The sequence below is a fragment of the Massilia frigida genome (assembly GCF_011682175.1).
Classification (GTDB): domain Bacteria; phylum Pseudomonadota; class Gammaproteobacteria; order Burkholderiales; family Burkholderiaceae_D; genus Telluria_A; species Telluria_A frigida.
Map to the genome: position 1 here is coordinate 189616 of NZ_WHJG01000005.1, position 13600 is coordinate 203215.

Annotated in this window: 15 protein-coding genes; 13 read left to right on the forward strand and 2 right to left on the reverse strand. The window is 64.8% G+C overall.

Going from position 1 to position 13600, the window contains the following annotated elements:
• The first annotated feature begins 28 nt into the window (after window positions 1–28).
• From F2P44_RS07460 to F2P44_RS07520, 13 genes are all read left to right on the forward strand, one after another.
• On the forward strand, window positions 29–1303 hold the full coding sequence (locus tag F2P44_RS07460) for a tetratricopeptide repeat protein (protein WP_167086074.1): 1275 nt from the start codon (window positions 29–31) through the stop codon (window positions 1301–1303).
• Between the two features lie 10 nt (window positions 1304–1313).
• Window positions 1314–1892 carry a 2OG-Fe(II) oxygenase gene (locus tag F2P44_RS07465; protein WP_167086075.1) on the forward strand — a complete coding sequence of 193 codons (579 nt, stop codon included), beginning with the start codon at window positions 1314–1316 and terminating at the stop codon, window positions 1890–1892.
• Window positions 1876–2379, forward strand: coding sequence for a hypothetical protein (locus F2P44_RS07470; RefSeq protein WP_167086076.1), 504 nt, complete (start codon window positions 1876–1878; stop codon window positions 2377–2379). Before F2P44_RS07465 ends, F2P44_RS07470 begins: the two co-directional genes overlap by 17 nt.
• Entirely contained in the window at window positions 2376–3014 is a 639-nt protein-coding gene (locus tag F2P44_RS07475; protein ID WP_167086077.1) for a hypothetical protein, read from the forward strand. Before F2P44_RS07470 ends, F2P44_RS07475 begins: the two co-directional genes overlap by 4 nt.
• Before the next feature lie 169 nt (window positions 3015–3183).
• Complete coding sequence (locus F2P44_RS07480; RefSeq protein WP_167086078.1) at window positions 3184–3831, forward strand: hypothetical protein; 648 nt, start codon at window positions 3184–3186, stop codon at window positions 3829–3831.
• A 12-nt stretch (window positions 3832–3843) separates the two neighbouring features.
• A complete protein-coding gene (locus F2P44_RS07485; protein ID WP_167086079.1) occupies window positions 3844–4119 on the forward strand; it encodes a hypothetical protein in 276 nt (91 codons plus the stop codon).
• Between the two features lie 90 nt (window positions 4120–4209).
• Window positions 4210–4695: a hypothetical protein gene (locus tag F2P44_RS07490; protein ID WP_167086080.1), complete on the forward strand. Its 486-nt coding sequence runs from the start codon at window positions 4210–4212 to the stop codon at window positions 4693–4695.
• A gap of 22 nt (window positions 4696–4717) precedes the next feature.
• Window positions 4718–5209, forward strand: coding sequence for a DUF4279 domain-containing protein (locus tag F2P44_RS07495; RefSeq protein WP_167086081.1), 492 nt, complete (start codon window positions 4718–4720; stop codon window positions 5207–5209).
• Window positions 5202–5585 (forward strand): DUF2493 domain-containing protein, encoded by a 384-nt coding sequence (locus F2P44_RS07500; protein ID WP_167086082.1) that lies wholly within the window; start codon window positions 5202–5204, stop codon window positions 5583–5585. Before F2P44_RS07495 ends, F2P44_RS07500 begins: the two co-directional genes overlap by 8 nt.
• 126 nt (window positions 5586–5711) lie before the next feature.
• Entirely contained in the window at window positions 5712–5924 is a 213-nt protein-coding gene (locus F2P44_RS07505; protein WP_167086083.1) for a VF530 family protein, read from the forward strand.
• A 10-nt stretch (window positions 5925–5934) separates the two neighbouring features.
• The gene (locus tag F2P44_RS07510; protein WP_167086084.1) at window positions 5935–6309 is read left to right on the forward strand and encodes a DUF4404 family protein; all 375 of its coding nucleotides are present in this window, start codon (window positions 5935–5937) and stop codon (window positions 6307–6309) included.
• Window positions 6310–6479: 170 nt separating this feature from the next.
• Window positions 6480–8759, forward strand: a complete 2280-nt coding sequence (locus tag F2P44_RS07515) for a YgiQ family radical SAM protein (RefSeq protein ID WP_167086085.1) — start codon at window positions 6480–6482, stop codon at window positions 8757–8759.
• A 217-nt stretch (window positions 8760–8976) separates the two neighbouring features.
• Entirely contained in the window at window positions 8977–11841 is a 2865-nt protein-coding gene (locus F2P44_RS07520) for an EAL domain-containing protein (protein ID WP_187363260.1), read from the forward strand.
• Here F2P44_RS07520 and F2P44_RS07525 read toward each other — a convergent pair.
• A complete protein-coding gene (locus tag F2P44_RS07525) occupies window positions 11810–12928 on the reverse strand; it encodes an AI-2E family transporter (protein WP_167086086.1) in 1119 nt (372 codons plus the stop codon). The genes F2P44_RS07520 and F2P44_RS07525 overlap by 32 nt on opposite strands.
• Entirely contained in the window at window positions 12925–13407 is a 483-nt protein-coding gene (locus F2P44_RS07530; protein WP_054265216.1) for a cyclic nucleotide-binding domain-containing protein, read from the reverse strand. Before F2P44_RS07530 ends, F2P44_RS07525 begins: the two co-directional genes overlap by 4 nt.
• Between the last annotated feature and the right edge of the window lie 193 nt (window positions 13408–13600).

Here is a 13600-nt window from a genome sequence, read left to right on the forward strand (position 1 = left end):
CACGTCCCTCTTTCCGAACGTTGCCTCTATGCTCACACCTCGCTTTCTCCCGCTCGCGTCCGTCCTGCTGTGCGCCCTTGGCTTGGCGGCCTGTACCACCACACCGGTGCGCCCACCCGACGTACAACTGACCGAAGAGCCGGGCGAGGGCGGCCCGCGCTGTAGCGGCGCCGATTGCTGTAGCGATGCCGACGCGCTCGAATTCGGGCCGCAGCGCCTGTATTGCAATGCGCTGGCGCTGGATAACGAAGGCAAGGCCCCCGCCTCGACGGCGGCCCTGCAGCAAGCCATCGCCGGTGCCCGCGCCGAGAAAACCCGCACGCACGATGCTTCCGCAGTGCTGTGCCACGCGTACGGGCTCGACGCCCAGCGCGCCAGCGACAGCGGCGACCCGGTGGCTGGCCGCACCGGCTATGCCGCCGCCGTGCAAGCCTGCCGGGCCGGGTACGGCAAGGAATCGAACCAGGCCGCCCAGGCCATGCTCGACAGCGCCGAGCAGCGCATGCAGATGAAGGAATTCGGCAGCGTCCAGGCCGAGATGGCCGAGGTGCAGGCGCAGGCACGCAAGAACGCCAACCCCCAGCTCGAAGCCGATGCGGCCGACGCGCTCGGACGCATGCTGGGCCTGAGGGGCGACGTGGCCGGCGAGCGCCGCCTGTTGACCGAAGCGCTGGCGTTGCGCCGCAAGGTCCATGGCGAGGACAGCTACCAGGTCGGCATGAGTTACGTAAACCTTGGCGGCAGCTATATGCGCGAGAACGACAACCGGACCGGGCGCGAATGGTACGAGCGCGCCATCGCGGTGTACGGCGCCACGCTCGGCATGGCCGACCCGGTGACGCTGGAAGTGCGCGCCGCGCACGCGATGAGCTACAGCGCGGAGCGCGGCCACAAGCGCGCCCAGGAACTGTTCGAGGCAATGCTGCCGCAGGCCGTGCAAACCTTCGGTGCGCAATCCGAGGAAACGGTCGCCGTCATCAACGATATCGGCAGCATGCACGAGCATCAGGACCAGAACCCGGCGGCCTTGCTGCGCTACGAGGAAATCCTGGCGATCCGGCGCGTCACCATGCCCAATTCGGTCAAGCACGGGCGCTCGGCCATGCTGGCCGCCACCATCAAGCGCCGGGTTGCCGGGTGCGGCGGCGCCAGCGCGCTGGATGCGGAAGTGAGGGCCATCGCCGCGCACTTGCGCACGTCCATGCCCAAGGATGCGGATGCGCGCGATTTCGTGGTCGAGGCCTCGGTCTTCGACGACAAGTGCGCGCGTCCGGCGCCGCGCGCTGCGCGCAAGAAGAGGTAAACCGAGCCCCATGCAGGTCGTCACCCATGCGCCGGCGGTGTGGTCCATCGATGGTTTTCTCGATGTGCGCGAGTGCGGCGAGCTGATCGCGCTGGCCGAGGCGCGCGGTTTCGCGGCGGCCGCGGTCCGCACGGCGCAAGGCGCCAGGCCGATGCCGACGATCCGCAACAACGAGCGCGCCCAGTTCGACGCGCCCGACTGGATCGCCCTGCTGTGGCAGCGCCTGGCGGCGGCCGGCCTGCCCGGACTCGACGGCCAGGCGGCGCTCGGGCTGCCGCGCGAGCTGCGCTTCTACAAGTATGCGGCGGGCCAGCGCTTCAAGATGCACAAGGATGGCCCGTGGAGCGAAGATGGACTGAGCAGCAAGCTGACCTTCCTCGTGTACCTGAACCAGGGCTACGAGGGCGGCGACACGGTCTTCAAGGAGTTTCGCGTCACGCCGAGGACCGGGTCGGCCCTGCTGTTCGTGCACGACACCTGGCACGAGGGCGCCGCGCTGGCCGGCGGCGTCAAGTATGTGCTGCGCTCGGACGTCATGTACCGCCCGGCCAACCCGCCACAGGATAAGGAACATGCTGGAAACACCTGAATTTGCAGAACAATACACGCGCGCCGAGCGGCTGCGCCTCGCGCTGATCATCCTGCCCCCGGCGCTCGCGCTGCTGCTGGCGGCCCAGTTGTGGTTTTATCCCTGGCTGGCGGCGTTCTCCGCGACGGCCAGGTGCCGCGACATCGGCGGCGTCAATGGCATCGTGGTGCTGAACTACGGCCTCTTCGTGGGCTTGCCGCTGCTGTTTGCGGTGCTGGCGGGCCTGGTGTTGGGCGTGCCCGGTTACCGTAGCCTGCGCAGCGGACAGTTTCCCGCCCCCGGCATCAAGGTGTTTTCGCCCAGGCGCATCGTGCGTGGCTGGCGCGCCACCCTGTACGGCGCGGCGCACCTGCTGCCGGCGGGGTGCTTGCTGGGCGTGATGATATGGGGCTGTTTTGCAGCGGGCGAGATGGTGGCCAAGGCGCAGGCCAGCCCCGTCGAGTGCGCTGTCCGCCTTCCTGAAACACCTCACCTGGAAGCACCATGAAAAAACCGATCGCGCACGCCGCGTGCTTGCTGGCCATGTCCGCAAGCGCGTTCGCCTGCGGCCGCGACGGCAGCACCCCGGTGCCGCTTGCGCAGCTGGCGGTGCAGAAGGCGACGTTCAGCTTGTCCGAGGATGGGCGTACCGCCACCACGCTCGGTACGCTGAAGAATGCGTCCGCCGACCGGGTCAGGGAAGTGATGTTCGAGGTGAAATACTTCGACGCCAAGCATGCGCTGGTCGATACCTTCACGCGCTGTGTCGACAACGTGATTGCGCCAGCAGCCGGCGAGGTGGCGTTCCGCATGCGCGAGCGGCTTTCCCAGCCGGCGGCGTCGTACGTGTCGCAGGAAGTGCGCGTGGTCTCCGCCGAGGCGATCAGTCCGCCTCCGGAAAAATCCGCGCTCAGCCCATTCATGCGGGAATTCCTGCTTGTCTGGCTACCCTTGCTGGCATTGCTGGGCTTCTTGATCTATTTCATGAAACGCCTGATCGGCAAGCAGTCGGCCACCACCACCGCCCTGGCGCTGATGCAAACGCAGACGGCCCACCTCGGCACGCATGCGCGCATGCTTGAGCGGCTGGCGCTGGTCGCCGAAGCGCGGGTACGCGGCGCTGCGCAGCCGGCTGACGACTGAGCCATTCTGAAGCCTGGGAGCAATGCGGCACGGTTCATCCGCTGCTGGCGGCGTTTCCGGGTAGCGTAAGATGCGCCTGTTTTACAACGAGCGCGATGGTGGCCAGGGCGCAGGCCAGAACCGTCAACTGCGCCGCTCGTCCCCTTGATACACTTCACCTGAAAGTACCATGAAAATATTTATCGCACGGTTGGCCTGCATATTGGCCTTCCCGGCGTCGGCGTTTGCTTGCGGCTACGACGACGCTTCCCCGGCCGTGGTCAACAAGCTGGCGGTCAGCAATACCTCGTTCGAGGTGTCGGATGGACCGCGCATGGTCACGTCCCTGGCAACGCTGAAGAATGGGTCGGCCGACGGCGTCCGGGACATCATGCTGGAAGTGAAATACTTTGACGCCAACCACGTCCTCGTCGATACCGTGACCCAGTCTGTCGATGAGCTTGTCGTGCCAGCGTCCGGGGAGGTCGCGTTCCGCATCCGCGATCTTGCTGCGCGCGAGAAAGAGGCATATGCATCGCAGGAAATTCGCATCATCTCGGCCGAGGCGATCAAGCCGCACCGCAAGCAGTCGCCATCGGTGACGTCCCAAATTCTTGATTTTCTGTACAGCTGGGGGCCGATGCTGCTGTTAATTGGCGTGTACATTTACTTTATCAAGCGCGCGAACGGCAAAAATTCGCCGCAGAACAGAATGATGGTGCTGCTGGAGTCGCAGAGCGCCCACCTCAACGCACAGTTGCGTTTGCTTGAACGGCTGGCCGTTGCCGCCGAAGCGCAAGCAAGCCGCTCCGGCCCGCGCCCGGTTGAGCCATCCTGACGAGTAAACATCATGCAACCGCGTACTGTGCTGTTCGTCGGCTTGGCGGGCGTCCATGCAACGATCGCCTGGATCTGGGCCGGTACCAGCACCTTGGGGCCGGCCATCGCCGCCACCATCTACGGCCCCTTGTTCGTGCTCGATGCGCTCAGGCTGCCGGTGTTCGGTAACGGCGCATCCGGCGGCTGGGCCGCGCCATCCGTGCCGGGATGGGTCTGCGTGGTGCTGTTCTGGGCCGCCGTCTGGTGGGGTGTGGCAGCTTTGCTGGCGCGCCTGTGTCGTCGCTGATCGCTGCGCATCCATGGTTGACCCAGCCATTCTCTCGATTTGATTAATGTTAAGATAATGCAATCCAAACATCATTGCGACAAAGGTATCATGCGCCGCCATACCAACATGCTCCTTCTTCCCCTGCTGCTGTGCGCAGCCGCGACGTCGCAGGCAAAAGGACCGCAGCTGGCGTCGATCACCGATGCCCAAGCGGCCAAGATCGATGCGGAACTGCAAGTAAAAACCACCAACAAGGCGCTGCAGCAGGCCGTCGCGGAAGCGGCACCGACCATTGCACCGTTCCTGAAGGCGAATTCCTGCCTCGGTGGTTACGACGCCAGCGCGCTCAACGTGTACGCGGCGCCGGGCAAGACCTATCCGAACAACAATTACATCGGTGGCCCGCTGCCAACCATGCGCCGCCACACCAAGGGCGAATGCGCCACGGTGGTGCGCATCCATGGCTGGGACATGCCGGCCAAGAACGCCCTGCGCTTTGAAGTGGTGTACGTTTCCGACAGCAGCGGCGAGTCGGGCAAGTCGCGTCACGAAGTGCAGCGCCAGGCCGGCGGCGAATGGTTGTTCAGTAAATAAGAGTGCCTTGCGAGGAAACACGATGGCCCATGTGCGCGCGTCGCTCAAGCGAAAACTGAGCCGTATCCACAAGCGCGAGGAACGCGTCTCCATGGAGAAATGGGAGCGCCATACCTCGCGCTACTTCCGATATGACGCGGCGCTGCGCATCTTTGGGGCGGGCAAGTTGCATGACGAGATCAATGCGGTCACCGGCCTTGTGCCGACAATGCTGCGTCTGGCTGGCCAGCCGCGCTATCCTCGTTCAGAGCGCCTTAACAAGCACGATCTGTGGTTGCTCTCCTCGCCCCTGGATAGGAGCCTGCCGCTCGACGACCATGTCGACTGGCTGCTGGAAACCCTGACTCCCCACGCCGATTTCCTGCGCGGGGTGATCGCACAAGCCGACTCGGCCGATTTGTGCCTGGGATGCCTTTCGGAAGTACCATACCCGATGATTGCCACCGGGAAGTCGACAACCGAGCTGATCAAGCGCTTCGATTTGAAGCTCATGTTTAACTTTACCTGTGTCTGAGCGGCCCGTCCTGCGCGTGCTGGTCACGGGTTCGACCACCTGGGACAACCCCGACACGATACGGCGCGCATTGTCGCCACTGCCGCCGCACAGCGTGATCGTCACCGGCGACACCCCGGGCGCCGATGCCTGCGCGATGGCTGTCGCCACCGGGCTGGGCCTGACCGTGCAGCGTATGCAAAAGAACCGCGCCGACCAGCGCGCCTTTCCCGGCGAAGCCTGGCGTGGCCTGAACCAACGCATGCTCGACACCGGCATCGACCTGGTGCTGGCTTTCCACGCGGATTACGGCAAGCCTGGCTGCGCGCGCGGCACCGTCCACATGGTGGAGCTCGCGCAGCGGCGCTCTGCCGAGGTGCGCATTTTCCGCGAGTAATGCGCACGCGCCACGGTCCGCAAGACGCTCAAGCTGGCCGCGCTGCGCGATGGATTACGCCGCCATTTGGGTGTATAAGGACGGTATGGCCTTTCCCCCCCCACCCCCATAGGATCAAGCGCAGCAATGAGTGTTCACGACTTACACGGTATTACCTTAGAATCACTGTTGACCCGGCTGGTCGCGCATTACGGCTGGGATGAGCTTGGCAAGCGGATCGACATCAATTGTTTCATCAGCGATCCGAGCATCAAGTCAAGCCTGAAATTCCTGCGCAAGACGCCATGGGCGCGGACCAGGGTGGAAGAACTGTATCTGGCGACCACTTTTGACAACTAACGAGGATGACATGTTGAACGACGACACAGCGAACCTGAAGTCGCACCTGAAAACCCTGCATGCCAGCCTGGCGCAGACGGATCAGGTCGATGAAGAACTGCAAGGCTTGCTGATGCAGCTCGACGGCGACATCCAGGCCCTGCTGGACAAGCGTGCTTCCGCTGCCCTGGCCGCCATCAGCGAGGATGCGCTTGCCGAGCAAGCCGAAGCGTCCGCTACGGCGCACGACCCGGCGGCTTACCTGCCAGCCGAACCGGCCGACACCACCACCTACGGGCTGGCCGAGCGCACCCAGGAAATCACTGCCAAATTCGCTGCCGAACACCCGCGCCTGGAGCCCGCCCTGCGCGAGCTGGGCCGGATGCTGTCAAACATGGGTATCTAAGTAGCCAGGCCCCGCTGCTTGCGGGCCTTGCTCCAGCCCCGGCAGCTGCCTGTAAATGTGGCACAAACGTCACAAGTTGTTGAAACATAAGACGTTTTTTCGTTGCAATCGCCCTCGAAAAAGGGCGGAGGCAAGTTGCTCCGGAAGGTTTTCCGGTACAATACCGCCCAATGAACTCCCCAACAAACCTGTTTGCGACCGTCCCGAAACGGTCTAGCCGCGCACCCGCCGCGCCTTTCCTTCCCATGTCCCGCGCCGAAATGGACGCCCTGGGCTGGGATTCGTGCGACGTCATCCTCGTCACGGGCGACGCCTACATCGACCATCCGAGCTTCGGCATGGCCCTGGTCGGCCGCCTGCTCGAAGCGCAAGGCTTCCGGGTCGGCATCATCGCCCAGCCGGACTGGCTCTCGGCCGAAGCTTTCCGCGTGCTCGGTAAACCCAATCTGTATTTCGGCGTCACCGCCGGCAATATGGATTCGATGGTCAACCGCTACACGGCCGACCGCAAGATCCGCTCCGACGACGCCTACACGCCCGATGGCGAGCCGAACAAGCGCCCGGACCGCACCGTCACCGTGTACGCCCAGCGCGCGCGCGAAGCCTTCCCCGATGTGCCGGTCATCATCGGCTCGATCGAAGCGTCGCTGCGCCGCATCGCCCACTACGATTACTGGTCCGACAAGGTGCGGCGCTCGGTGCTGCCCGATTCCAAGGCCGACATGCTGCTGTTCGGTAACGCCGAACGCGCCCTGGTCGACCTGACCCACCGCCTGGCGGCCGGCGAAAACATCAAGGATATCCGCAACCTGCGCGGCACCGCCTTCATGGTGCCCTCCGGCTGGCTGCCCGGCGACGACTGGGGCGTGCACAATTCGACCCGGGTCGACGTGCCCGGCAAGGTCGACGCCCACCACGATCCTTACGCGATGGCCCAGGAAGACAAGTCCGCCTGCGCCACCGACAATGCCCAGCCCAAGGAAGTGGTCAAGCCGATCCGCATCATGTCGCGCGAAGAACGCCTGGCCATGGCCAAGGAAAAGCACGACAAGACCGTGGTGCGCCTGCCATCCTACGACGTGGTCAAGGAAGACCCGGTGATGTACGCGCACACCTCGCGCGTGTTCCATCTCGAATCGAACCCCGGCAATGCGCGCGCGATGGTGCAGGCGCACGGCGAACGCGACGTCTGGCTCAACCCGCCGCCGCTGCCGCTGGCCATGGACGAGATGGATGGCGTGTACGACATGAACTACGCGCGCGCCCCGCACCCGAGCTACGGCAAGGCCAAGATTCCGGCCTGGGACATGATCCGCTTCTCGGTCAACATCATGCGCGGCTGCTTCGGCGGCTGCACCTTCTGCTCGATTACCGAGCACGAGGGGCGCATCATCCAGAGCCGCTCCGAGCCGTCCATCCTGCGCGAAATCGAGCATATCCGCGACAAGACCAAGGGTTTCACCGGCACCATTTCCGACATGGGCGGCCCGACCGCCAATATGTACCGGCTGGCCTGCAAGGACAAGGAAATCGAAGTGTCGTGCCGCCGCCTGTCGTGCGTCTACCCGACCATCTGCGTCAACCTCGGTACCGACCACAGCAAGCTGATTTCCCTGTACCGCAAGGCGCGCGCCATTCCTGGCATCAAGAAAGTGCTGATCAGCTCGGGCCTGCGCTACGACCTGGCCGTGCGTTCGCCGGAATACGTCAAGGAACTGGTGACCCACCACGTGGGCGGCTTGCTCAAGATTGCACCTGAGCACACCGAAGAAGGTACTTTGTCGAAAATGATGAAGCCCGGCATCGGCGCTTACGACGAATTCAAGGAAATGTTCGACCGTTTCTCGCTGGAAGCTGGCAAGAAGCAGTATCTGATTCCTTATTTCATCGCGGCTCACCCGGGCACGACGGACGAAGACATGCTCAACCTGGCGCTGTGGCTGAAGAAAAACAACTTCAAGCTCGACCAGGTGCAGACCTTCATGCCGACCCCGATGGCGATGGCCACGACCATGTACCACTCGCGCAAGAATCCGCTGAAAAAGGTGACGGCCGATTCCGAGATCGTGGAAACGGCCAAGAGCGGCAAGGTGCGCCGTTCGCACAAGGCCTTCCTGCGCTACCAGGACCCGGCCAACTGGCCGATCCTGCGCGAAACGCTGGTCAAGATGGGCCGTGGCGATTTGATCGGCAATGGCGACCGCCACCTGGTGCCGAGCTGGCAGGCGTCGGAAGACGGCGGCCTGGCGGCGGGCGAGCGCAAGCGGCAGACCTCGGGCGCCGGCACGCTCGACAAGTTTGCGGCCGCGCCCAAGCGCAAGACCGAGCGCGCGCTGGCGCCGACGCCCTTCATCGCCCCGGAATCGAAGGTGCGTCCATCGATCCTGGCGACGATCAAGACCAAGCCGAAGGCCGCGCCTGTGGCCAAGGCCGGGGCGCGCCGCAAATAACCCCCGCCGGCACCGGCAATTAACCCCCGTCGCCCCCCTGGCGCGGGGGGCGACGGCTCTTAAGTCAAGAGCATTCGGCTTACGCAGGCCGTCGCGTTTGCAACACGGATTGTTGTGCCACGCACACAGTGCGCATTTTCCGCTGCCGCGACCGGGAAGGTCAGTACAATCGTATTCATACGTTGCTTTAGTGCACACCTAGCGGTGTGACCGACTGATGATCCGACTCCCCCTGGCCCGCCGCGCGTCGACGGCTTTCGCGTCCGCGCCGAAAGCCGTTGCGTTTGCCGTGGCGCTCGCCATGTGCATCAGCCTGCCCGCGCGGGCACTCGACAAAATCACGCTCCAGCTCAAACACACCCATCAGTTCCAATTCGCCGGCTATTACGCCGCCCTCGAAAAAGGCTATTACCGCGACGCCGGCCTCGACGTGCACATCGCCGAAGGCAGCGATGGCAACGAGCCGGAGCGCAGTGTCAGCGCCGGCAAGGCCGAATTCGGGGTCGGCAACAGCAGCCTGCTGCTGGCGCGCCTGGCCGGCAAGCCCCTGGTGGTGCTGGGGGTGATCTTCCAGCATTCGCCCTACGTCCTGCTGGTAGGCAAGCGCAGCGGCACGCCCGATGTGCGCGATCTCAAGGGCAAGCGCGTGATGATCGGCTCGCTCATCGACGAACTCACCCAGGCCGACGAACTGATCGCTTACCTGAACAAGGAAGGCGTCCCCGTCAGCAGCCTGGTGCGCGTCGACCACAGTTTCAATCCGGACGACCTGGCCAAGGGCAAGGTCGAGGCTTACTCGGCCTACCTGACCAATGAACCCGATTACCTGGACCGCATCGGCTTTGCCTACGACGTGCACAGCCCGCGCGCGGCCGGCATCGATTTTTACGGCGACAACCTGTTCACCAACGAGCGCCAGATCGCCGCCCACCCCGGGCGCGTGCGCGCCTTCCGCGCCGCCAGCATGAAGGGCTGGGCCTATGCCATGGCCAACCAGGAAGAGATCGCGGACCTGATCCTGTCGAAGTATACGCGCCGCCACGACCGCCAGCACCTGCTGTTCGAGGCGCGCCAGATGGAACCGCTGGTGCAGCCGGTGCTGGTTGAAATCGGCTACATGAATCCGGACCGCTGGCGCCACATCGCCGATATCTACGCCGACCTGGGCATGCTGCCGCGCGGCGCCTCCTTCGACGGCTTCATGTACAGCACCGACCCCGCCGCCAGCTACCTGACCTGGCTGTACCGCGCGCTGCTGGCGGCCGGCCTGCTGCTGGTCGGCGGCGCCGCCGTGCACGTGTCGCTGCTGGCGCGCGAACGGCGCCGCGCCGCGGAAAGCATCCGCCAGGGCGAACTGCGCTTTCGTACCATGTTCGAGGAAGCGCCGATGGGCATCGCCCTGATCGATTCGGCCAGCGGCCAGTTCAAGGACATCAACCCGCGCTTCGCCGAGATCACCGGGCGCTCCTCGGAAGACCTCAAGCGCGGCCGCTGCGACGACATCACCCATCCCGACGACGTGGCCGCCGAAGCGGCGCGCATGGTGCAGCTGGGCGCCGGCAGCATCGCCGGCTTCAAGAGCGCGCGCCGCCTGCTGCGCCCCGACGGCAGCGTGGTCTGGGTCGACATGTCGATCGCCGCCATCGACCCCAATGCCAGCGCCAGCGCCAGCGCGCACCACCTGTGCATGATCGAGGACGTGACCGAGAAGAAGACCTCGGAAGCGCTGATCTGGCAGCAGGCCAATTTCGATCCGCTCACGCGCCTGCCCAACCGGCGCATGTTCCACGACCGCCTCGAACACGACATCCTGCGCTGCCGGCGCGAGGGCACCCGCATCGCGATCCTGTTCATCGACCTCGATCAGTTCAAGGAAGTCAACGACACGCTCGGCCACCAGCAGGGCGACGTGCTGCTGGTCGACGCCGCGCGCCGCATCAGCGGCTGCGTGCGCGAGTCGGACACGGTGGCGCGCCTGGGCGGCGACGAATTTACCGTGATCTTGCCGCAGCTGGGCGAAACCGGCAGCGTGGGCGTGATCGCGCAAAAGATCCTCGACGTGCTGCAGGCGCCGTTCACGCTCGGCCAGGAGCAGGCGTATATCTCGGCCAGCGTCGGCATCACCCTGTATCCGGACGACGCGCGCGATATCGACGACCTGCTCAAGCACGCCGACCAGGCCATGTATGCGGCCAAGAACGCGGGCCGCAACCGCTTCAGCTACTTCACCCCGGCCCTGCAGGTGGCGGCCATCAACCGCATGCGCATGACCAACGACTTGCGCAGTGCCCTCAAGGGCGGACAGTTCCGCGTGTACTTCCAGCCCATCGTGCACCTGCGCACTGGCAAGATCCACAAGGCCGAGGCCCTGATCCGCTGGGAGCATCCGCAGCGCGGGCTGGTGAGCCCCCTGGAGTTCATTCCGCTGGCCGAGTCGAGCGGCCTGATTATCGAGATCGGCGAGTGGGTGTTCATGGAGTCGGCGCGCTGGGCCAGCCGCTGGCGGCGCGATCACCATCCCGAGTTCCAGGTCAGCGTGAACCAGTCGCCGCTCGAATTCCAGCGCGAAGGCAAGGGTTACGAAGGCTGGCTGGCGCACCTGCGCGAACTGGGCCTGTCCGGCCAGGCGGTGGTGGTCGAGATCACCGAAGGCTTGCTGCTCGACGCCAGCAGCGGCGTGACCGACAAGCTGCTGCAACTGCGCGACGCCGGCATCCAGGTGGCGCTGGACGATTTCGGCACCGGCTATTCCTCGCTGTCGTACCTGAAAAAATTCGACATCGACTATCTTAAAATCGACCGCTCCTTCACCCGCAACCTGGCGCCCGAGTCGAGCGACATGGCGCTGTCGGAAGCGATCATCGTCATGGCCCACAAGCTCGGCCTGCGGGTGATCGCCGAAGGCGTCGAGACCCACGAGCAGCGCGACCTGCTGCTGGCGGCCGGTTGCGACTACGGCCAGGGCTACCTGTTCGCGCGCCCGGTCCCGGCCGCGCAATTCGACGCCATGCTCATGGCGCAAACGCGCGCCCTGGCCGCCGGCGCGGATCTTACTTCGACAGCCCCACGCTGGCCTGCCTGACGCGCAGCGCCATGGCGTTGCGGTGGCGCGCGCGCCGGCGCGCATTGGTCACCAGGCAGCCCAGCGTTTCACCGACCACCATCACCACGCCGAGCAGCGGCAGCACCAGCATCAGCCCGGCCACCCCGGCCAGCGAGCCGCCCACGAAGATCATCAGCACCGTCATCAGCGGATGGATTTGCAGGCTGCGGCCCAGGGTGAGCGGCATGAAGATGAAGTCGTCCAGCAGGCGCACCGCCACGAACACGCCGATCGCGCCGTAGCCGATCACCGCATTCGAGGGCGCGTCGGTGGCGGCCACCACCACCACCATGATGCAGCCGGCCACCGAGCCGACAAAGGGCACCCAGGCCAGCACCGCCGAAATGAGCGCCAGCGCCAGCGGCGAGGACACCCCGATCATCCACAGCCCGAGCGCCAGCATGATGGTGTCGATCACGGTCAGCTTGATCAGGCCCTGGAAGTAGCGGCGCGCGGTCTGGTCGACTTCGTGCAGCAGGAACAGGGTCTTCTCGAAAAACGCATTCGGCACCGCGCGCGCCAGGAAGCGCTTGAAGCTGGCGCCGTCGCGCAGGAAGAAAAAGGTCAGGAAGGGCGCCAGCAGCAGCGACGGCAGCCAGCCGGCGATCACCACCAGCAGCCCGGCCAGGTGCTGCTGGGCGAAATTGTCGGTGAAGGACTTGAAGCGCCGGTTCACCAGGCGCGTCAGGTGCATCTGTTCGAACACCGGAAATTTTTTCTCGAGCAGCTGCATGGTGTTGCGGACAAACGTCACGCCGCCTTCGAGGTAGTGCCCGAGCAGCGCCTGCCACGATTCCTCCGGCACCGCCACGTACGAGAACACCAGCACCAGCACCAGCGAGAGCACCGCCACGAAGCCGCCGCCCACGGTCAGCGCGGCCAGGTCCTGGCCGACGCCGGCGCGGATCAGGCGCTGCATGGGCGCGAGCAGGATGTAGTACAGGACCGTGCCGAAGATGAAGGGAATGGCCAGCCACAGCGTGTGTTCGAGCAGGATCAGGAGCAGGCAGGTGACCGCGATGATCCCGCACCAGACCACGGGCCCGGCGCGATCGCGCGAGTTCATAAGGCTTCCACCTGCGGGCTGCCGCCCATCCAGTCGCGCAGGCGCTGGCCGACCAGGCGCGCCAGGGTCAGCGAAATCTTGTAGCCGATCACGGCGTCGGTTTCCATCAAGCCCAGGAAATCGGCGCGGAAGAAGACCGCCAGCTCGCAGTTTTCCATGGCGCGCGCCTGCGCCGTGCGCGGCGAATCGTCCAGCAGCGCCATGTCGCCGAACACGCTGCCCGGCCCGAGTTCGGACACCACCATGAAGGCGCTGCCCTTGGCGCGGCTGATCGCCACCTTGCCCGACGTGACCAGGTACAGGGCCTGGCCTTCCTCGCCCTGGTCGAACACGATTTCGTCGGTCAGGTAGCGCCGCTCATGCATCAGGCCATCGACGATCTTCAGTTCGAGCGGGGTCAGGGAATTGAACAGGACCGAACTCTTGAGGCGGTGCAGGCGGGGCGACAGCGGCGGCGATTTCAGAAAACCAAAGATCAAATTAACTCCAGAGGGGGATAACACGCACGAGCTCGATTATGCGCCATGCAACTGGCGTGTGCAGCAGATTTGCCGCCGGGACTGCTGTCGTCCGTGTTTACCATAATTTTGCCACAGCAAGAACCGCAGCGATAACTAGTGTAATATGATGCCTTGCAGTAATACAACTTAACATTTCAATACGTACTCTCTG